Origin of the sequence: Corallococcus sp. NCSPR001 (assembly GCF_017309135.1) — a bacterium.
In the GTDB taxonomy this organism is placed as follows: Bacteria; Myxococcota; Myxococcia; order Myxococcales; family Myxococcaceae; genus Corallococcus.
The window spans coordinates 5,868,115-5,886,570 of sequence record NZ_JAFIMS010000002.1 but is presented as its reverse complement, the minus strand read 5'-3'; the positions used below and the strand labels follow the sequence as shown (position 1 = coordinate 5,886,570).

The 18,456-nt window shown below is 69.8% G+C and carries 18 protein-coding genes; 11 read left to right on the top strand and 7 right to left on the bottom strand.

Going from position 1 to position 18,456, the window contains the following annotated elements; translation table 11 throughout:
- Nucleotides 1-4: 4 nt before the first annotated feature.
- The 3 genes from JYJ93_RS25480 to JYJ93_RS25470 all read left to right on the top strand — a co-directional run bounded on the left by JYJ93_RS25480 (nt 5) and on the right by JYJ93_RS25470 (nt 2,901).
- The gene (locus tag JYJ93_RS25480; protein ID WP_206795594.1) at nt 5-1,444 is read left to right on the top strand and encodes an RluA family pseudouridine synthase; all 1,440 of its coding nucleotides are present in this window, start codon (nt 5-7) and stop codon (nt 1,442-1,444) included.
- A 112-nt stretch (nt 1,445-1,556) separates the two neighbouring features.
- Entirely contained in the window at nt 1,557-2,096 is a 540-nt protein-coding gene (locus tag JYJ93_RS25475; RefSeq protein ID WP_206795592.1) for a hypothetical protein, read from the top strand.
- A 187-nt stretch (nt 2,097-2,283) separates the two neighbouring features.
- Entirely contained in the window at nt 2,284-2,901 is a 618-nt protein-coding gene (locus tag JYJ93_RS25470) for a DUF2716 domain-containing protein (protein ID WP_206795590.1), read from the top strand.
- A 15-nt stretch (nt 2,902-2,916) separates the two neighbouring features.
- Here the strand turns inward: JYJ93_RS25470 and JYJ93_RS25465 are convergent, their stop codons facing one another.
- Nucleotides 2,917-3,111, bottom strand: a complete 195-nt coding sequence (locus tag JYJ93_RS25465; protein ID WP_206795588.1) for a hypothetical protein — start codon at nt 3,109-3,111, stop codon at nt 2,917-2,919.
- A 109-nt stretch (nt 3,112-3,220) separates the two neighbouring features.
- Here JYJ93_RS25465 and JYJ93_RS25460 point away from each other — a divergent pair, with 109 nt between their 5' ends.
- From JYJ93_RS25460 to coaBC, 5 genes are all read left to right on the top strand, one after another.
- Nucleotides 3,221-3,841 (top strand): hypothetical protein, encoded by a 621-nt coding sequence (locus tag JYJ93_RS25460; protein ID WP_206795586.1) that lies wholly within the window; start codon nt 3,221-3,223, stop codon nt 3,839-3,841.
- 70 nt (nt 3,842-3,911) lie between these two features.
- Entirely contained in the window at nt 3,912-4,424 is a 513-nt protein-coding gene (locus JYJ93_RS25455) for an FHA domain-containing protein (RefSeq protein ID WP_206795584.1), read from the top strand.
- 71 nt (nt 4,425-4,495) lie between these two features.
- The gene (locus tag JYJ93_RS25450; RefSeq protein WP_043323281.1) at nt 4,496-5,773 is read left to right on the top strand and encodes a Stp1/IreP family PP2C-type Ser/Thr phosphatase; all 1,278 of its coding nucleotides are present in this window, start codon (nt 4,496-4,498) and stop codon (nt 5,771-5,773) included.
- Between the two features lie 111 nt (nt 5,774-5,884).
- Nucleotides 5,885-8,860 (top strand): carboxypeptidase regulatory-like domain-containing protein, encoded by a 2,976-nt coding sequence (locus JYJ93_RS25445; protein WP_206795582.1) that lies wholly within the window; start codon nt 5,885-5,887, stop codon nt 8,858-8,860.
- Between the two features lie 40 nt (nt 8,861-8,900).
- Entirely contained in the window at nt 8,901-10,118 is a 1,218-nt protein-coding gene (coaBC, locus tag JYJ93_RS25440) for a bifunctional phosphopantothenoylcysteine decarboxylase/phosphopantothenate--cysteine ligase CoaBC (protein WP_206795580.1), read from the top strand.
- A gap of 896 nt (nt 10,119-11,014) precedes the next feature.
- On the opposite strand, the gene JYJ93_RS25435 is transcribed toward coaBC, so the two are convergent.
- Nucleotides 11,015-12,073 carry an SDR family oxidoreductase gene (locus tag JYJ93_RS25435; RefSeq protein WP_206795572.1) on the bottom strand — a complete coding sequence of 353 codons (1,059 nt, stop codon included), beginning with the start codon at nt 12,071-12,073 and terminating at the stop codon, nt 11,015-11,017.
- Nucleotides 12,074-12,188: 115 nt separating this feature from the next.
- On the opposite strand from JYJ93_RS25435, the gene JYJ93_RS25430 reads away from it, so the two are divergent.
- Entirely contained in the window at nt 12,189-13,091 is a 903-nt protein-coding gene (locus JYJ93_RS25430) for a LysR family transcriptional regulator (protein ID WP_206795570.1), read from the top strand.
- 11 nt (nt 13,092-13,102) lie between these two features.
- Here JYJ93_RS25430 and JYJ93_RS25425 read toward each other — a convergent pair whose 3' ends face one another.
- From JYJ93_RS25425 to JYJ93_RS25410, 4 genes are all read right to left on the bottom strand, one after another.
- A complete protein-coding gene (locus JYJ93_RS25425; RefSeq protein WP_206795568.1) occupies nt 13,103-13,576 on the bottom strand; it encodes an SMI1/KNR4 family protein in 474 nt (157 codons plus the stop codon).
- Between the two features lie 9 nt (nt 13,577-13,585).
- On the bottom strand, nt 13,586-14,128 hold the full coding sequence (locus JYJ93_RS25420; RefSeq protein ID WP_242543927.1) for a hypothetical protein: 543 nt from the start codon (nt 14,126-14,128) through the stop codon (nt 13,586-13,588).
- Nucleotides 14,129-14,279: 151 nt separating this feature from the next.
- Nucleotides 14,280-15,185: a hypothetical protein gene (locus JYJ93_RS25415; RefSeq protein ID WP_206795566.1), complete on the bottom strand. Its 906-nt coding sequence runs from the start codon at nt 15,183-15,185 to the stop codon at nt 14,280-14,282.
- A 72-nt stretch (nt 15,186-15,257) separates the two neighbouring features.
- On the bottom strand, nt 15,258-15,665 hold the full coding sequence (locus JYJ93_RS25410) for a hypothetical protein (RefSeq protein ID WP_206795564.1): 408 nt from the start codon (nt 15,663-15,665) through the stop codon (nt 15,258-15,260).
- Between the two features lie 156 nt (nt 15,666-15,821).
- Here JYJ93_RS25410 and JYJ93_RS25405 point away from each other — a divergent pair, with 156 nt between their 5' ends.
- Nucleotides 15,822-16,640 carry a helix-turn-helix transcriptional regulator gene (locus tag JYJ93_RS25405; RefSeq protein ID WP_206795562.1) on the top strand — a complete coding sequence of 273 codons (819 nt, stop codon included), beginning with the start codon at nt 15,822-15,824 and terminating at the stop codon, nt 16,638-16,640.
- A gap of 5 nt (nt 16,641-16,645) precedes the next feature.
- Here the strand turns inward: JYJ93_RS25405 and JYJ93_RS25400 are convergent, their stop codons facing one another.
- Complete coding sequence (locus JYJ93_RS25400; protein WP_206795553.1) at nt 16,646-17,209, bottom strand: NADPH-dependent FMN reductase; 564 nt, start codon at nt 17,207-17,209, stop codon at nt 16,646-16,648.
- A gap of 213 nt (nt 17,210-17,422) precedes the next feature.
- Here JYJ93_RS25400 and JYJ93_RS25395 point away from each other — a divergent pair, with 213 nt between their 5' ends.
- The gene (locus tag JYJ93_RS25395) at nt 17,423-18,430 is read left to right on the top strand and encodes a uracil-DNA glycosylase (RefSeq protein WP_206795552.1); all 1,008 of its coding nucleotides are present in this window, start codon (nt 17,423-17,425) and stop codon (nt 18,428-18,430) included.
- The last annotated feature ends 26 nt before the right edge of the window (nt 18,431-18,456 follow it).

Sequence of the window (18,456 nt, the reverse complement as noted above, 5' to 3'; positions counted from 1 at the left end):
CCGGATGAAGACCCCAACAGACGAGGCGGACCTCATCCAGCCCCTGGCGCTCGTCGAAGGTCCGCTGCCCACGCGGCTGGCGAATCCCTTCCACCCAGCGCCTCCAGGCCCCTGGGGCCTCCGCGCGGCGCAGGCGCTCCAGCAGCGGCTGCGGCGAGAACCCGCGTCCTCCGAAGCCCTGTGGCGGCCCGGTGGCGGCAAGATGTTCGGCGTGCTGGTGGTCGTGGCACCTGACGGGCGGGTGGGGTACCTGAGCGCCTTCTCCGGGATGCTGAACGGCGCGTGGAACGTGGAGGGCTTCGTGTCGCCGCTGTTCGACCCGGTGGCCCGCAACGCGTTCTGGCCCGCGGGAGAGGCAGAGCTGGCCAAGCTGGAACACCAGCACGCGGCGCTGTGCCAGGAAGCGGAGGCGCTGCGCGCACAGGGACGCGCTGATTCGCTGCGCGACGTGGAAGCGCGCCTGGCGGACGTGGAGCACGTGCGCGCCGAACGTTCGCGTGCTTTGTGGCGTCAGGTGACCCAGGGATATGTCATTCCCAATGCACGCGGTGAAACCCAGACACTGGCCTCGCTGTTCGCGCCCAAGCCGCCTCCCGGTGGCGCCGGTGACTGCGCCGCTCCCAAGCTGCTGGCGTATGCCTTTCGCAACGGATTGACGCCCCTGGAGCTCGCGGAGTTCTGGTGGGGAGCCCCGCCGCTCGATGGCCGCCGGGAGTCCGGTGCGTACTACCCGGCGTGTGACAACAAGTGCGGCACGGTGCTGCCGTACATGCTGCGGGGATTGGTGGTGGAGCTGGCTCCCGCCGCGCCAGCCGTCCCCGGACCGCGCGTCCTCCATGAAGACCCGTGGCTCCTCGTCATCGACAAGCCCGAGGGACTGCCCACGCTCCCCGGACGCCATGCGCCCACGCGCGACTCGGTGCTCGTCCGGCTCCAGCCCCGGTTCCCGGACCTGGTCCCCGCCAGCTTCCTCCACGAACTGGACCCGGAATCCTCCGGCCTCCTCGTCATCGCCCGGGACGCGGTGACCCGCGCCTCGCTCCAGCGCCAGTTCTCCCAGCGCGAGGCGGAGCAGCGTCACGTCGCCTGGGTGGACGGCCTCGTGGAGGGCGACGCCGGCCTCATCGACCTGCCGCTGCGCCCGGTGGCCCACGCGACCTTGGAGGACTGCGTGGACGCCCGCCACGGCAAGCGGACCCGGAGCGCGTGGAAGGTCCTCCGTCGCGAAGCGGCCCGGACCCGGGTGGAATTCGTTCCAACGACCCAAGTGCCCCACACGTTGCGTATCCATGCCGCGCATCGCCTGGGGCTGGGACTGCCCATCACCGGGGACGCGCGCTTGGGTCGAGAGGACGTGCGGCTGATGCTCCATGCCGACGCGCTGGCCTTCGTGCATCCACGCACCGGCGAGCGTCTGGTGTTCGCTTCGCCCGCGCCATTTTGAAGTCTGGCCGTCTGGATTGTTTGATCAATTCAAAGGCCCGCGGCGACCAAGGGAAAGAGAAGGGCGGGAAGGCCCTTCATGGACAGACACCCCCACCTTGGAGAGGAATCCCATGACCTACGCACGCAAGAACCCCGGCTCGAAGTCCTTCATCACGGGCCTGCTGCTCGCCGCGACGGCTCTCACCGGCTGCGGACAGGACGACATCGACCGCAAGTACCAGGGGACGTACGCGCTGGATCTCCAGCTCGACACCGGCGCGAAGGTGGCCGAGGGAGACCTGGACGTGGGCTTCAACGTCTACAACGACGATGACGCCATCATCTCGATGAACAAGCTGCTGTGCACCCTCTCCGCCAGCTACAAGGCGAAGGTCGCGCTGCCCGGCGAGGACGGCAAAGAGGTGGAGGTCGAGCTGCTGAGCGACGTGCGCCCGGATCAGATCCTCGTGTGCCCCGTGCCCGCGGAGCTGGGGGAGAACCTCTGGCTGCACTTCCGCCTGGGCCTGGGTCGCGTCGAGAAACAGCAGCTCATCATCGACTACGACGGCACCGTGGTGCGCGGCACGCTCGATGAGGTCTCGAACGGCCAGGGCATCCGCGTGGGGACCTTCGACTACACGTTCCAGGGCAACGAAGTGGCAGTGCCCTGATTCACCCGGCGCAATCCCAGCGTCCATCGCGCGACACCGGGTGTGAGTGGCCCCAGCGGCTTTCCACATCCTGCCTTCGTCGCGGTGGACGTCGGGTGCCGTGCATTGACCCCTCCCGGCAGGTGCTTGCGTGATTCCCGCGTTGCGCGCATACCCTGACTTTCGCGCAGAGAGGGGGGCAGGCGTCGTGCTCAAACTCAGAACCGAAGCCGAAGCCTGGATGCCCTTGTCGGGCGATGCGGAGCGCCACGCGCTGGACCACCCGTGGCCTTCCCCTGAGCAGGGCAGCGTGCGCTTCGTCGTGGGCGAGGACTTCTTCCGTCTGGAACACGACGCCCGGCTGGAGCTCTACCGCGACCTGTCGGAGCGGATGCTCGCCGTGTTCCGCGAACTCACCCCGCCCGGCGGCTGGCTCTACGCGTTGGATCCGCAGCACCCCTGCTACCGCTTCTACCCGCACGTCCGCTTCGAGTCCGGCGCGACGCTGGAGGAGATGACCGGGCTCTACACGCGTGAGCACATGGAGCGCGTGGAGCGCGGCATCCACCCGCCGTCGTTCGAACCGCGCTGGGCCATGGACGTCCACCCGGCGGGGGACCCGGAACACCTCTTCGCGCCGCCGGACTTCCAGTTCGTCTTCGCCGCGCGCTACCGCGTGGGCAACTTCGACGGGCTGGAGGCCCCGGGCAGGGGCCCCATCGAGACGGAGACTTACGAACTCTTGGGACAGCGCCTCATCGCGGCCGTGGACAGGAACCCGCCGGCGCTCTTCCAGCGCGCGCGCAGGTTGGGGCCCGACGACTGAGGGCAACCCGGACCGTCAGGCCGGGCGGGACACGCCGCGCGGCCGGGGCGCACCCTCGTAATAGAGGTTGGCGCGCCCCTCGCCGTAGACGACCAGCACCCGGTCGTTCTCCTCCAGGAGCCCGGACGTCTTCTGCGTGACCTTGCGGACCAGCGTGTCGAGCTGTGCCGGACCCTGCTTGCTGCTGGCCCGGACCGTGACGACTGGCATTCGGTGTTCCGCTCCTGGTGACCTCCCGCGACGGCAGGAAGGGCGTTGCGTGTCATAGCCAACGGAACACTTCGTTGACAAGTGCGCGCTGCCACGATGGATAGAGGTCATGCTCCACCTCGCTCGCGCATTGCTGGTTGCTTCGCTTGCCCTGGTCTCCACGTCCGCCGCCGCGCAGTCGCGTGAAGCCCTGGACCTGCGGGGCCACGTGTCGCCCACGCCCTTCTGGCTGCCCCGGGGCGTGTTCCTGGGCACGCAGATCAACAACGGCGCCATCATCCCCAACCTGCGCATCCAGTGGGAGTTCACCATCTTCCAGGACCGCAAGGACGCGTGGATCGCCGTCCTGGAGGGTGGGGTGGGGTGGGCGGCGACATTGCCCGAGAGCGCGCTGGCCGGCCGCAACCTCTACCTCCCGGTGACCTCCTACTACGAGCACAACGCGCAGCTGGGCTTCGGCTACCGCAACCACCTGCCGGGCAAGGTCCACTGGGGCTTCCAGGTCACCGGCGGCCCCACCTTCTACGGCGCCCATTTCACCACCCAGCCTCCGGACCGCCGCGTCGCGGGCTCCGTCCAGGGGCGCGTCCAGATTGGCTACCAACTGCCCCGGGACGTGGGCGTGGGCGTGGCGCTGGGCTACTCGGAGCCCTTCGGCCTGAAGAACCGCAGCTTCGCGCGTGACTTCGTGGGTGGCGTGAACATCGGATTTTTCGCGGATTGGCGGTAAGGGCGCGGTACACTCCCTGCGCGAGAGCGGCCCCGCCTGCTGGTGCGGGTAGGGCGCCACTTCCACGTCCATGGTCGAGCTGCTCAGTGCCCACGTCGCGCGCTACCTGCGCAACCGCGAGGAGTTCGAACGGGGACTCCCGGCGGGGCTCCTCCTCTTCACGCCCCCACTGGGCGGGGTGACTCCCTCCGACCAGGAGGAGTACCCCATCCGGACGGTGACCAACGCGGGGCCGCCGACGCTCGGGCAGGACGAACCCATCGTCTTCCCGGTGCTCAAGTCCCAGGGCAACGCCTTCGGCCGGGGCATCACCGTGGGGCGCACCGGCAACAACGACGTCGTCCTGGATGACGGCAGCGTGTCCCGTTTTCACGCGTGGTTTTCACGGGACGCGGGGGATACCGGTTTTCTACTGACAGATGCGGGTTCGAAGAACGGCTCGTACGTGGCCGGGGGCCGGCTGTTGGCCCGCAAACCCATGGCGGTGGAGGACGGGGTCCGGCTGCGCTTCGGTCAGGTGGAGGTCAGCTTCTACACGGCGGGAGGCTTCGCGCGCCTGCTGTCGGTGCGCCTGCAACCCTGAAGCCTTGCCACGTCTTCGGCGGCCTGCGTAACGTGCGGAGTCACCCTCTAGGCACGGATGGAGCGTTCGCGGTGGCCTTGACCACAGAAGCCTTCGGGCTGACCGATGTCGGCCGGAAACGGCAACACAACGAAGACGCGATGATGGTGGACGCGTCGCTCGGCCTGTTCATGGTCGCCGATGGCATGGGCGGACACGCCGCGGGTGAAGTCGCCAGCGCGCGGGCCACGGAGGTCGTCAAGCAGCACATCGCGGCCAACCGGCACCTGCTCAAGGACCTGGCGCAGAACCCCACGGCGGACAGCCGCTCCGCCGCCGCCGCGCTGGTGGAGGTGGCGGTGCAGCGCGCGTGCGCGGACATCTACCGCACGGCGATGACGGACGCCTCCAAGCGCGGCATGGGCACCACCTTCGTGTGCCTGGCCGTGGGCGGCAACAAGGGCGTCATCGGCCACGTGGGCGACAGCCGCGTGTACCTGGTGCGGCACGGGCAGTGCCACCGGCTCACCGAGGACCACACGCTCGTCGCCGCCCAGCTCAAGGCCGGCACCATCACCAAGGAGCAGGCGGCCACCTCGCAGTACCGCAACGTGATTACGCGCGCGGTGGGCATCCAGGAGTCCGTCCAGGTCGACACGCTCATCGTGGACCTGATGCCCGGTGACGTGTTCCTCCTCTGTTCGGACGGCCTGCACGGCTACATCGAGGACGAGGAGATATTGCCCCTGGTCGCGGGGCTGCAGCCCGGGGACCTGCCGCGCAAGCTCGTGGAGATGGCCAACGAGCGCGGCGGCAAGGACAACATCACCGCCGTGGTGGTGAAGGTGGCCGGCGACAGCGCGGCGCTCGCCAGCGAGGAGACGAGCGAGGCGCAGTCGCGCATGGAGGCGCTGCGGAAGATCCCGCTCTTCCGCCACCTCACGTACAAGGAGCAGACGGCGGTGCTGTCCATCGCCACCACGCGCACCTACCCCGCGGGTCGGGAGATCGTCGTGGAGGGGCAGCCGGGCGAGGAGCTCTTCGTCGTCATCCGGGGCCGGGTGGCCATCGAGAAGAACGGCGTGGAGATCGCGGAGCTGCGCTCCGGAGGCCACTTCGGTGAGATGGGCCTCATCGACAACGCGCCCCGCTCCGCCACCGTGCGCGCCACGGAGCCCACGCGGACCATGGTCATCGCCCGCTCCGACTTGATGGGGCTGATGAAGCGCGAGGCGATCCTCGCGGTGAAGATGCTCTGGAGCTTCGTGCAGGTGCTGAGCGACCGGCTGCGCGCCACGAACTCGGAGTTGAGCGAGGCGCGGCAGGAGCTGGCGGTGGCGCAGGCCATCCAACCGTTCGCCGAGGACTGAAGCGGGAACTCCCACGCCCCCCGGGGCGTCCTCAAGAGGACGCTCTGGAATTTTCCGGGGGAAACCGTCGTTGGGGGGCCGGCCTGGGAGTAAGGTCCCGGCCGCGTACACATGCGCAAATGGGTCTTCATCGCGGTGGCCGCCGTGCTGGCGCTCGCCGCCATCATGCTGGGGCCCCGGTGGGGCGCTCCGGCCGCGCGCCCCGTCTCGCCCGTCTCCGCCAGCTCCATCCGTCAGGGGATGCCCGCCTTCAACGCGGTGGCGGTGTCGTCCGGTGCGCAGGAGGGGCTGACGCTCACCGGGCGCGTGCTGGACGGCAACGGCCGGCCGGTGGCGGACGCGGAGGTGTCGCTCGCGGCCTCGGCGGAGCGGACGCTGGCGGACGTGCGGTGCGACGAGTGCGGACTGGCGCTGCTGGCCTGCACCGCGCATGAGACGGCGCTGCACACGCGGGCCTTCTTCGAACAGCAGCAGGGCTTCCTCACCGCGCGCGCCACGGTGCGCACGGACGCGGAAGGGAAGTTCCGCTTCGAGCACCTGGCGGGCGTGTCCTTCACGGTGTGGGCGCGCTCGGCGGGGCTGGGCGTGGCGCTCAAGGACCGGGCCGCGCCGGGCGAGGCGGTGGAGCTGTACCTGCCGCCCTTGCGGAGCATCACCGGCACGGTGGTGGATGACTCCGGGCAGGCGAGGCCCGGGGCGCGCGTGCGCGCGGTGTCGCGCAAGGTGCCGCTTCCCTTCGAGGCCGTGGCGGGCGCGGGCGGAGCCTTCACGCTGTCCGGCCTGGGCGAGGGCCCCTTCTACGTGCTCGCGGACGCGGAGGGCTTCCAGCCCGCGGTGGCGCAGCAGGTGGAGGCGGACTCGCAGCCCCTGCGCCTGAAGCTGACGCCGTCGCGCACGCTGGAGGTGCGCGTGCTGCGCGACGGGGCGCCCGCGGCGGCGACGGTGCGGCTGCGTGGAGACCACCTGACGCGCGAGGAGCACGCGAAGGCGGAGGGTGGGCCGGTGCGCTTCAACGGCCTGTACCCGGACGAGGTGGTGGTGACGGCGGAGGCGCCGGGCTTCGGCTCCACGCCCCAGACGCTCACGCTGTCGCAGCGGGTGACGCAGGTGACGCTGGTGCTGGAGGCCGCGGGCCGGCTGCTCGTCACGATTGTCGACGAGGACGGTCAGCCGGTGCCCAACCCGCAGCTGCTCCTGCGCACGGTGGCGGGCGACCTCATCCGCCGCGACGCGGTGCCCACCGGGGCCCTGGCGGAGCTGGGGCCGCTGGCGCCGGGCGAGTACGTGCTGGAGGGGCAGGCGGAGGGCTTCACCGCGGCGCAGTTGCCCGCGCGTGTGTCGCCGGGCGAGACGCCGCTGGAGCTGGAGCTGGCGAAGGCGACGGTCATCAGCGGGCAGGTCATCGACGAGTACGGCCGGCCCGCGGCGGGCGTGTCCGTGCTGGTGCAGCCCACGGGCGGCGTGGTGAACGCGGGCGAGGACGGCCACTTCACGGCGCAGGTGCCCATGCCGGGGCTCTACACGCTGCACGCGCACCACTCCGAGTGGGGCGGCGGCAGCGTGCAGGCGTCGGCGCCCGCGACGGACGTGACACTGTCGCTGGAGGCGAAGGCGGGCGCGGACGTGACGGTGACGAGCGGAGGCCGGCGGGTCGAGGGCGCGGACGTGACGATGTGGGCGGATCCGGAGAACATCTTCCGCAGCGACCGCCCCTCCGGGCCGGACGGCGTGGTGCCCATGCGCGGCCTGCCGCCGGGCACGTACCAGTTGGTCGCGTCGCATCCGGAGTACCTGCCATCGAGCCCCCGGCCGGTGACGGTGCAGGACGGGACGAAGCAGCAGGTGACGGTGGAGCTGGAGGCGGGCGCGCAGCTCACGGGCGACGTGGTGGACGAAGACGGCCAGCCGGTGGTGGGCGCGGCGATGAGCGTGGCGCCGCGCGTGGCGGAGCCGACGCAGTCGGACTCGAGCGGCCACTTCGAGTTCCGCGCGCTGCGGCCGGACCGCACCTACGCGGTGGAGGCGCGCCACGCGAGCTACGAGCCGCTGGAGCGGCCGCAGGGCAAGCCGGGCGGGCCGCCGGTGCAGGTGAAGATGCGCCGGCGCACGACGTTCCGGGGCCGCGTGGTGGACGACTCCGGCCAGGCGGTGCGCCGCTTCCGGGTGGACGAGCACGACGTGAACAGCCCGGACGGGCGCTTCGAGCTGCCGCTGTCCACGGCGGGCGACCGGCTCATCGTCGCGGTGGACGCGGCGGGGTACGAGCCGCAGGTAGTGGACCGCCCCTCGACGCCGCAGGACATGGGCGACATCGTGCTGGTGAAGGCGCCGTCGGTATCCGGGCGGGTGCGGGACGCGTCGGGTGGCGCGGTGCCGGACGCGGTGGTGACGTGCGACGTGTGCGACGGGTCGGTGTTGTCCGGGCCGGACGGCAACTTCACGCTGGCGAGCCCGCCCTTCGTGCCGCGCTTCACGGTGTCCGCGCGCAAGGGCAAGGTGAGCGGCACGCAGGAGGTGCCGCGAGGCAGCACGGCGCCGGTGGAGCTGACCCTCAAGCCCGCGACGCACCTGACGGGCCGGGTGTACCTGGCGGACGGGCAGCCCGCGGCGGGCGCGCAGGTGGAGGGGCTCAACGCGGACCGCAGCGAGACGGTGTCGCTGATCACAGGCGCGGATGGCCGCTACAGCGCGGACCTGTCCCCGGGCAACTACCGCTTCGTGGTGGGCGGGCGCGGCGCGGGCCAGCCGGCGGTGGTGGTGCGGGTGGCGGGCACGGAGATGACGTTGGACCTGGGCCCGGTGCCGGGGACGGGCTCCGTGACGGTCCTCATCCAGCCGGAGCGGGGCAAGGCGCTGTGGGTGGTGCCTGGGGACGTGGGCGCGGTGGGCAATCCGCCCACGGAGCTGTTGCGCTCGCCCTTCGCGCAGTTGGTGTACCAGCCCATGTCGGAGCGGGTGGTGGTGCAGGGGCTGCGGCCGGGCCGGTACACGCTGGTATGGGGGTACTTCCACGCGGAGATGCCCGGGTCGGGCCCGGTGGTGCGCTCGGTGGACGTTCCCACCCAGGGCGAGGTGTCCCTGCGGTAGTCGTGTTGCGACCGGGCGGGCCGGCGCGTAATGAAGCCGCATGGACGCATCCGCATTGAAGGGTCGCCGCATCATCGTCGGCGTGGGTGGCGGCATCGCGGCGTACAAGGCCTGCGAGCTGGTGCGTGAGCTGGGCCGAGCAGGCGCGGACGTGCGGGTGGCCATGACGGAGGCCGCGCGCCAGTTCGTCACCCCGCTGACCTTCCAGGCGCTCGTGGGGCACCCGCCGCTCACGGACTACTTCGACCCGGCGCAGGAGGGGAACTTCGGCCACCTGGACCTGGCCCGCTGGGGCGAGCTCTACGTGGTGGCGCCCGCGACGGCGGACCTCATCGCGAAGATCCGCGCGGGCTTCGGCGGGGACGCGGTGACGACGTCGCTGCTCGCCTTCAAGGGGCCGGTGGTGCTGGCGCCCGCGATGAACGTGGCGATGTGGGAGAACGCCCGGACGCAGGAGAACGTGGCGTCGCTGCTGGCGGAGTCGCGGTTCAGCACGGTGGGGCCGGGCGCGGGGATGCTGGCGTGCGGCGACGTGGGGGCGGGGAGGCTGGCGGACGTGGGCGCCATCGTGTCCTCGGTGGCCGCGAGGCTGGGGGGTGGTCCGCTCACGGGCAAGACGGTGCTGGTGACGGCGGGTCCCACGCGCGAATACCTGGATCCGGTGCGGTTCATCTCCAATCCGTCCACGGGGAAGATGGGCCTGGCGCTGGCGCACGAGGCACGGGCGCTGGGCGCGAAGGTGACGGTGGTGCTGGGCCCGGTGGGCGCGGTGGACCGCACGGGCCTGGAGGTCGTGGACGTGGTGAGCGCGGAAGACATGGCGCGCGAGGTGTTGTCGCGAGTGGAGTCCGCGGACGCGTTCATCGCCACCGCGGCGGTGAGCGACTGGAGGCCGGAGACGCGCGCGCCGCAGAAGGTGAAGAAGGGCGAGGGCTCCGAGAACCTCAAGCTGGTGCGCACGCCGGACGTGCTCCTGGAGGCGTCACGCAAGGTGGCGGGGAAGGCGAAGCGTCCGGTGCTGGTGGGCTTCGCGGCGGAAACCGAGCGGGTGGTGGAGCACGCGCGCGAGAAGCTGGAGCGCAAGGGCCTGGACGCCATCGTCGCCAACGACGTCACCGCGGAGGGCGCGGGGTTCGGGACGGAGACGAACCAGGTGACGGTGATTTCGCGCGGTGGTCCTGACCAGGTGCTGCAGGGCAGCAAGCGCGCGGTGGCGGCGGAGATTCTTGCGCTGCTGCTCGTGTCACCGCGCGGCTGAGCGCTTCAACAAGGAGCACGGGCTCACACGGGAGATAGGGCTCGCCGTCCCGCACTTCTTCGCGTCGGCAATGGCGGCGGCCCGCCCCGACCTGGTGGCGGGAGTGCCCCTGCGCACAGTGGAGATGCCCTTTCCGTCACCGCGCATGACCCAAAGCCTCATCTGGCACACCCGGACGGATGCGGACCCGGGTGCGTGCTACTTCCGCTCGCTCGTTGTGGAAGCGCTCGGGGAGTGACTTGGAACGCAGAGAACAGGCAAGGCCCATGCTCTCACTTCTTGTTGTTCGGGAATGCCTTTGAGAGCGCACTGACACCACATCTTGGAGCAGGTGCCAATGGACGCCGTCCGCACGAGATTGTCGACGCCTGCGTGAGGTACCCCACCCGCAGCGCATCTCTCGAAAGGCGGAAATGATGAAGACCCGTTTCGGCGGTGTTGGCGTCCTTCTCCTCGGTGCGACTCTTGCGGTCGGGTGCGGTGGCGGTGAGTTGGATGTCCCGGAGGGTTCACAGGGGCCTGTCACGGTTGAGAGCGGCAGTCCCTCCGAAGTGGAGCCGGCCGCCGGTTCGGAATTCACCTCTCGGGCGCAGGAAGAGGAGCGGAGCGTCGGAGCTTCCGCGGCTTGCTGCTACGCAGCCTGCACCGGAGATAACCGTCCGGGCCACTTCTATGGCCCGTTCCGGAGCGTCATCTACGGCAACTGCGCGAACTACGGGACCTACTACTGCGGACAGCGAGGCTGGACGCTCGAGAAGGCGAAGTGGGACAACTGTTGAGCCACCGCTTTCTCCAGCGCATGGGTTGCGTCGATAAATGGCATCCCCCGCCTGGAGAGATGCCATCTCGGCCGCCGCGCATGACCAGGTGCCTCATCGCGCTCGCCGTCGAAGCGCTCAGGGAATGACCTTGCGGCGGCGGTAGTCCTCGAAGACCTCGCGGAAACTCGCCTCTGTCTCGATGTGCCCCGGGAACCCGTGGCGGCGCGCCTTGGACGGGTCCGCGAGGAAGTCGAAGTTGATCGAGAACATCCCCTGGGCATGACGCCAGGGGTTGATGTCCGTGTAGGGAGTGGGGGCGAGCCCGTGCTTCGCCACCATCCTGTCCCAGAGCGGTGCCTTGTCCGCCATCGTCTCCACCAGGGAGATGGGCAGGGGCGGGGCCACCTTCAGGTCGAACATGCGGGCGATCTTCGGCCACAGCTCGCTCCAGCGGAACTGGTCGCCGTTGTTGATGTTGAAGGCCTGGTTCGCGGCCTCGGGGCTCGTCGCCGCCCACAGCATTGCGTGCGCCAAAAGCCGCGCGTCCGTGATGTCCATGAGGACGTCGTACGCGGATGGCGGTCCGGGGAAGCGCAGTGGGATGCCCAGTTCCTTCGACATGGACGCGTACACCGCGATGGCCAACGCCACGTTCATCGGCGTGCCCATCGCGTAGCCCACGACGACGGACGGGCGGAGCGCGGACCACGTCCACCCCTTGCCCTGCTGCCGCTGCTCCAGGAAGACCTGCTGATCCACGTTGAACGAGGGCGGCATGTGCGGCGCGTCCGTCTCCCGGGCGGGCGTCTTGAAGGGGCCCAATTGCGCGCCGTAGACCTTGTAGCCCTGCATCAGGTTGATGTGCTGGAGGTTCCTGGCGACAGGCTCCACGGCGTCCACCACGTTAACGAGCATGGCGACGTTGGGCGCCACCAGCTCCGCGAGCGTCGGCCGGTCCTGGTAGGCGGCGTAGAAGATGTGGGTCACCTGCGTCAGGCCGCTCAGCTTTTCGCGGCTATTGGCCGCGTCGAGCAGGTCCACGGAGATGAAGCGCACACCCGGGCGGTTCTCTCCTCCGCGCCGCGACAGGCCGATGACCTCCCAGCCGCCGAGTGCTTCCAGGTGTTCGATGAGGTTGAGTCCCGCGATTCCGTTGGCTCCGACGACCAGGGCGACATTCTTGGGGGATGACATGGGGTTCTCCATGCGGCCCCACGTGGATCCGTTTCCGGGCCGCACGGGTTTAGTATTCGTGGGCCTTGTCACGCAGTAGAGCCGCCCCAGGCACAAGGCTTGTGAGTTCAAGTCAATGGCGCGTCTGGAAATCAATCGCTCCGGGGAGATGGAGGTCTTCGTCCGGGTCGTGGAGCAGGAGGGCTTCTCCGCCGCGGCGCGCACGCTGCGGATGACGCCGTCGGCGGTCAGCAAGCTCGTCGCGCGGCTGGAAGCCCGTCTGGGCGCACGGCTCGTGCACCGCAACACCCGGGGCCTCCAGCTCACGTCCGAAGGCTGCGTCTTCTACGAGCGCAGCGTGCAGGTGCTCGCGGAGTTGGAGGCCGCCGAGCGTGGTGTCACGTCCCACGACGCGCCGTCGGGCCGCGTGCGCGTGAACACCAACGTGCCCTACGGCACGCACTTCCTCCTGCCGCAGGTCCTCGCGTTCCAGGAGCGCTACCCGGGCATCCGCCTGGACATCGGGCTCACGGACCACGTGGTGGACCTGCTGGAGGATCGCGCGGACGTGGCCATTCGCGCGGGCCCGCTCAAGTCGTCCAACCTCGTCGCGCGCAGGCTCGGAGAGACGCGCAAGGTCATCGTGGGTTCACCTGCGTACCTGAAGCGCATGGGCACTCCGAAGTCCGCAGCGGACCTGGAACGGCATGCGCGCATGGGGGCCAGTCACACGCCCGCGTTGGAGCAGTGGCCCCTCGTGGAGCGCGGCGCCACCGTGAACGTGCCGGTTTCCGGCTCGCTGTTCGCCAGTGACGGAGAAGCCCTGCGGCACCTGGCGCTCACGGGGGCTGGACTCGCGCGGATCGCTGCGTTCCAGGTGCGCGAGGACCTCAAGGCCGGACGGCTCAGTACCGTGCTGGAAGAGCGCAACCCGGGGGACACCGTCGTCTTCCACGCGGTGTTCCTGGAGCCCACGAAGCACCTCCCGGCGCGCATCCGGGCGTTCCTCGACTACTTCGCCGAAGTGGGCATGGGCTGAGCCGGGCGAGCCTATTCCTCCGGCGGCTCGCTGCTTAGCCAGAACGCGCGGTTGCCGCTGCGAAGCGCCTTCTCAAGGAAGTCTTCGAAGGACGAGGCGATACGTTCCACCTGGGGGTACGTCTCGTGCCACGCGTCGAAGAGCGGGTAGCGGCCATTCACAGTCTGCGCCACGTCCATGACGACGTAGTTGGTGTCCTGCATATCCACGAGTGTGTACTGCGATGCGGCTCCGTCCTCATCTTCTTCCGAGGCCCTGATCGCACGTCGCGCGCGCTGAATCTCGTCGAGTGGGAGGACGCGGTACTTCGCGTCTGGCAACGTCTCGAAGAGCGTGCATCCATCGCAGTGCAGGTAGAAGGCGCGCAGATCCGGGTCCAGGTTCCAGCCGACGCGCGCCTCAAAGGCGGTGATCTGCGCGGGCGTCGCGGGCGGACGCGGGAAGTGGAGCCGGGAGACTTCAGCCAGCAGTCGGTCCATGGCCATGAAGGCTCCTCAATCCACGTAGGGGCGCGCAGGCCCAGGCGTCAACCACTTGCCCCCTGGGGCATAACAAGCGGGGTATTCCTTGTTGAAGATTCCGTGCACGTCCCCAGGTACCGGCAGCACATTGTCTTTCGCCACAGGTGCTCCGCCGTGGCCAAGGTCGAAGATATGGTGCCCGGCCCATGGCACCCCGTTGGGGTTGGTGGGCCACTCGCCGAATTCAGAACTCCACTCGCGCCGATAGCGTGCGCGCGCATTGTCCCAGGTGTCCCGCCGCCACTTCCCGTCCGATACCGCCGGATAGTCACAGCAGCAGTGGGTGATGGCCATTCGACCACCGGCCTCCGCTGGCATGAAGAAGTAGCGCCCCTTCCAGTCCCCCTTGATGTCGGCCAGCCACATGCAGCCCATGAGTGCATGGCCCTGCGACGCGCACTTCGACTCGCAGCGGGACAGGAACTCAGCACTGCACTGCCAGGGCCCATAATAGATGGTCGTCTGGAGTTGACCGCCATCCGGCGTTCTGAGGACCGGCGCCACCCACTTCGCCATGGCGGGCTTGCCCGTGGTGCCGAGGGTGGCCGACCCGCACCCAACAAGAGCCACGATGGACGCCGCGCTCGCGGCACGCCGGATGGGACGAATGGCTGTCACGGCAGGCGGTGATAGCGCGACGTGCCCGCGTTCGACAATCAAGCTCGGGCTAACGCGAGCCCACGGACGCGACCTGTCCCGGCACCGCTTCCACGCCGTGGAGGAACGTGTACTGCTCCACTTGCACGGACTCGTGGTAGTCGGGCTCTTCACCCTCGTCGGCCCAGTTCACGCGATCCATGCGGACGAGCCGCGATGAGTACGGCAGCAGTGTCGCGGGATCCGTCACCAACTCCAACTCCAGCCGTGCGTAGCGGCCCTGCGTGTCATCCTTCTGGCCCACGGGCTCGCGCACGACGTGCAGCCTCGCGCACCTGGGCTCAGGCACGGCGTCGGAGCAGGGCACGCCCACGTCCAATTGCTGGCGGTCCTCCGCGGGCACCTCTTCGGACTTCTTGAGGCCCGTGCCCACGGCGATGGTCGTTGCGATGACCTCCAGCTTGCCCGGTTTGAAACGCCCGCCATGCCAGCTGCCCACCCACTGGTTCCACCGGTCGCGGGCGTCCCGCTCCAATCCATTCGTGAGCGCCTTCGTCATCTGCGCCTTCTTCCGAGGGCTGACCGGCAGCGCGTCCAGCAACTCCAGTCCGGGGCCTTCCTCCAGCGGATCAATCCCCTGGAAGTCCCCCTGTGCGTCGATGATGGACGTGGCCAGGGGCTCCACGAAGGCAGGGAAGGGGGCCTCCGTCACCTCCACGTCGTGAATGCCCAGTCGACGTGCGCCATTCGCGTCCGCGGGGCCCAGCGTCAGCGTGAAGCGCCGCTGCGCTGTCCTCCGGTCGCTCCAGTCCGTGCGCACGTTCACCGTGTGGACCACCCGCATGATGGATTGCTCAGGCCAGCCGTAGCGCAGCGACACCAGGTCCCGGTTCAACAGGCCGCCCATCGTGGCGCAGCCCATGACACTGGAAGACAAGACGGCGACGAGGAGCCACTGGCGCATGGAGGAAGCCATGGCCCACCACGATAACAACGGGAGTCCCTCCGCGCGGCACGGCGTGACGCCCGAACCGCGCGGACCGGACACTCAGGCCATGGCCGTCGCGGCACCTCGACGCAGGCCCGCGTACTCCAGCGCCGCGAACACCGCGACCGCCAGCGCTTGCGCCATGACGAACGCCACCCCCAGGCCCGTGGGCGTCGTCGGCCCGTGCGTCAGCAGCAGCACGCTGTCCACCACCCACATCGCGTTCACCGCGACCACGCACCACACCGGCCAGGCGGGCAGGGTGGCCCGCGAGGCCAGGTACACCAGCAGCAACGCGAAGGGGATCAGCCCCAGCCCCGCCGCGCGCAGGATGCCCGGCTCCAGCCCGGTCAGCTCCCCGAGCGGACCCGCGGCCAGCGCCCCCAACAGCCCCGTCGCCCCGCTGGCGACTCCGTCCAGCAGCAGCACGCGGCGCAACAGGCTTCCCGACACGTTCGTCTTGGTCATGGCAGACGTCCCCTTCAGTGGAATGGATGAACGCGACGGCGCGGGCCCTGGGAAGGCCGTCCGTCGTTGATGGACAAGATGCGCGGCCGGGTGCGCGGCGTCGATTACCTCCGAGGGAATGGAAGCGATGACGTGCGCCTCCTATCTTCCCCACCCATGACGAGCCTTCAGCAGAGCCGCCCCGTGGGAGAACTGCTGCGCGGCTGGCGGCAGCGGCGCGGGCTGAGCCAGATGGACCTCGCATTGCGCGCGGAGGTCTCCACCCGTCACGTGAGCTTCCTGGAGACCGGCCGCTCCCAGCCCAGCCGCGACATGCTGTTGCACCTGGCGGAGGAACTCGACGTGCCCCTGCGAGACCGCAACAGCCTGCTCGTCGCCGCGGGCTTCGCGCCCGTCTTCGCTGAGCGCCCCCTGGATGACCCCGCGCTCAATGCCACGCGCGAGGCCGTGGAGCTGGTGCTCGCGGGCCATGAGCCGTACCCCGCGCTGGCGGTGGACCGGCACTGGACGCTCGTCACCGCGAACCGCGCCCTGGGCATCCTGATGGAGGGCCTGGCGCCAGAGCTCCTCACGCCGCCCATCAACGTCCTGCGCCTGAGCCTGCACCCCCAGGGGCTGGCCTCGCGCATCGACAACCTGCGCCAGTGGCGCGACCACGTCCTCCACCGTCTCACCCGGCAGGTGGACGTCTCCGGGGACGCCACGCTCGCGGCGCTGCTGGAGGAGCTACGCGGCTACCCGGTGCCGGAGGCCGCCCCTGACTCCAAGGCGCGCGACTTTGGCGGCGTGGTGGTGCCGCTGCGCATCCGCACGTCACTGGGGTTGCTGTCGTTCTTCGGCACCATCACCGTGTTCGGCACGCCCGTGGACATCACGCTCGCGGAGCTGGCCATCGAGTCGTTCTTCCCGGCGGACCCGGAGACGGCCGAGGCGCTGCGGCGGGCCGCCACGGAGCGGGCCCGCCAGGACACCTGAGGCCGCTACGGCTTCACGCGCACCGTGCGCAGCGCCGTGCCCCAGGACACGAGCTGATCCAGCATCGCGTTCACCTGCTTCTCCTTGGCCGGGTCCGGCTTGAAGACGGTGTAGTGCTCGAAGTCGGTGGCCAGGAAGAGCTGAACCTGCGCGCGCACCGTGGCCAGCTGCAGCTCCGCGGCGACCAGGCGCAGCTGCTCCACCGCGCGCACGCCGCCCGCGCTGCCATAACCCACGAAGCCGGCGGCCTTGTTGTTCCACTCCTTGTAGACGTAATCGAGCGCGTTCTTCAGGGCGCCGGAGGGGCCGTGGTTGTACTCGGGCGTGACGAACACGTACGCGTCGTAGCCCTCCACCGCCGCGCTCCACCTCTTGGTGTGCTCCTGGGTGTACTTGCCCGCGGACGGCGGGGTCGGCTCGTCCAGCAGGGGCAGGTGGAAGTCCTGGATGTCGACGAGCTCGTACGTGGCGTCGCTGCGCTTCTTCGCGATGTCGTGGACCCAGGCCGCGACCTTGTCCGCCTTGCGTCCGGGCCGCGTGCTGCCAACGACGATGGCCACCTTGATCATGTGGGAGCTGCTCCTATGGAAAGGAAGGCCGGCATCTTCCCCAGGTCCGCCCCATGGCCAAGGGCGTTACTCCGGGGGTGTGTCCTGATTCGACCAGTGCCCGGGGCCTCCGCCCGGAAGGTGGCGCAAGCCCCGACCCTGGGCTAAGCGTACAGGCAACTTCTCCGGCTGCTTCCTTGCGCCGGGACGGCCCCTTCGATACCGATCACCCCCGTGAACGACGACACGCCTGATTCCACGCAGGAGCTGGCCGACGTGCTCCAGGACGTGCGCCGCCACCTGCTCTGGCAGGAGGAGAGCGCGGGCCGCTCGCTCCTCGTCGACGCGAAGGTCGCCGCCGAGCTCCAGCAGCAGCGCGCCGCCGCCTCGTCCGTGCGCACGATGATCGCCCGGACCAAGGCCCCCGAGCCGGCCGCCGCCCCCCCGCCTCCCCGGCCCCCGGTGGAGTCCCCGTCGCGCGACGCCCTGCACGCCGCGATGAAGCAGCCCCTGGGCGCTTCCCGTCCGCTGGCCGCGTCGCGTCCGCTGGCCTCCGAAGGCCCGGCCCCTCGTGTCGCGGCCCCTCCCGTTCCCGGGGTCCCCGGCGTGCTCCTGGACGTGCCCCAGTCCGCGCCCCGCTACAACGGCGCGCTGCCCGGCGTCGTGGAGGGTGAACGCCCCACGCTGGATCAGATCCGCCGCGAGCTGGGCGACTGCCGCCGCTGCAAGCTGTGCACGGGCCGCAAGAACATCGTGTTCGGCTCCGGCAACCCTCGCGCGGACCTGGTGTTCGTGGGCGAGGGCCCCGGTGAGAACGAGGACCTCCAGGGCGTGCCCTTCGTGGGCGCCGCCGGCGACCTGCTCACCAAGATGATCGGCGCCATGGGCTTCACGCGCAACGACGTCTACATCGCGAACGTCGTGAAGTGCCGCCCGCCCGGCAACCGCAACCCGGAGCCGGATGAGATCGCCGCGTGCGAGCCCTTCCTGCGCTCGCAGCTGCTCGCCATCCAGCCGAAGGTCATCGTCGCGCTGGGCAAGTTCGCGGCGCAGACGCTGCTCCGGGACACCACCCCCATCACCAAGATGCGGGGCCAGTGGCGCGCATACGAGGGCATCCAGCTCATGCCCACCTTCCACCCCGCGTACCTCCTGCGCAACAGCGCGGAGAAGCGCAAGGCGTGGGAGGACCTGCAACAGGTGATGAAGCTGTTCGGCAAGCACCCGGGCTCCAGCGCGTAGAACGCGCGGCGCACCGCGACCAGGAG

Bases quoted from the DNA above. Each gene is read 5' to 3' on its own strand.
- coaBC (WP_206795580.1), top strand. From the start codon at position 8,901: ATGGACGCATCCGCATTGAAGGGTCGCCGCATCATCGTCGGCGTGGGT.
- JYJ93_RS25465 (WP_206795588.1), bottom strand. From the start codon at position 3,111: ATGCCAGTCGTCACGGTCCGGGCCAGCAGCAAGCAGGGTCCGGCACAG.
- JYJ93_RS25475 (WP_206795592.1), top strand. From the start codon at position 1,557: ATGACCTACGCACGCAAGAACCCCGGCTCGAAGTCCTTCATCACGGGC.
- JYJ93_RS25415 (WP_206795566.1), bottom strand. From the start codon at position 15,185: ATGGCTTCCTCCATGCGCCAGTGGCTCCTCGTCGCCGTCTTGTCTTCC.
- JYJ93_RS25460 (WP_206795586.1), top strand. From the start codon at position 3,221: ATGCTCCACCTCGCTCGCGCATTGCTGGTTGCTTCGCTTGCCCTGGTC.
- JYJ93_RS25480 (WP_206795594.1), top strand. From the start codon at position 5: ATGAAGACCCCAACAGACGAGGCGGACCTCATCCAGCCCCTGGCGCTC.
- JYJ93_RS25410 (WP_206795564.1), bottom strand. From the start codon at position 15,665: ATGACCAAGACGAACGTGTCGGGAAGCCTGTTGCGCCGCGTGCTGCTG.
- JYJ93_RS25425 (WP_206795568.1), bottom strand. From the start codon at position 13,576: ATGGCCATGGACCGACTGCTGGCTGAAGTCTCCCGGCTCCACTTCCCG.
- JYJ93_RS25405 (WP_206795562.1), top strand. From the start codon at position 15,822: ATGACGAGCCTTCAGCAGAGCCGCCCCGTGGGAGAACTGCTGCGCGGC.
- JYJ93_RS25420 (WP_242543927.1), bottom strand. From the start codon at position 14,128: ATGGCGAAGTGGGTGGCGCCGGTCCTCAGAACGCCGGATGGCGGTCAA.
- JYJ93_RS25455 (WP_206795584.1), top strand. From the start codon at position 3,912: ATGGTCGAGCTGCTCAGTGCCCACGTCGCGCGCTACCTGCGCAACCGC.
- JYJ93_RS25435 (WP_206795572.1), bottom strand. From the start codon at position 12,073: ATGTCATCCCCCAAGAATGTCGCCCTGGTCGTCGGAGCCAACGGAATC.
- JYJ93_RS25430 (WP_206795570.1), top strand. From the start codon at position 12,189: ATGGCGCGTCTGGAAATCAATCGCTCCGGGGAGATGGAGGTCTTCGTC.
- JYJ93_RS25400 (WP_206795553.1), bottom strand. From the start codon at position 17,209: ATGATCAAGGTGGCCATCGTCGTTGGCAGCACGCGGCCCGGACGCAAG.
- JYJ93_RS25445 (WP_206795582.1), top strand. From the start codon at position 5,885: ATGCGCAAATGGGTCTTCATCGCGGTGGCCGCCGTGCTGGCGCTCGCC.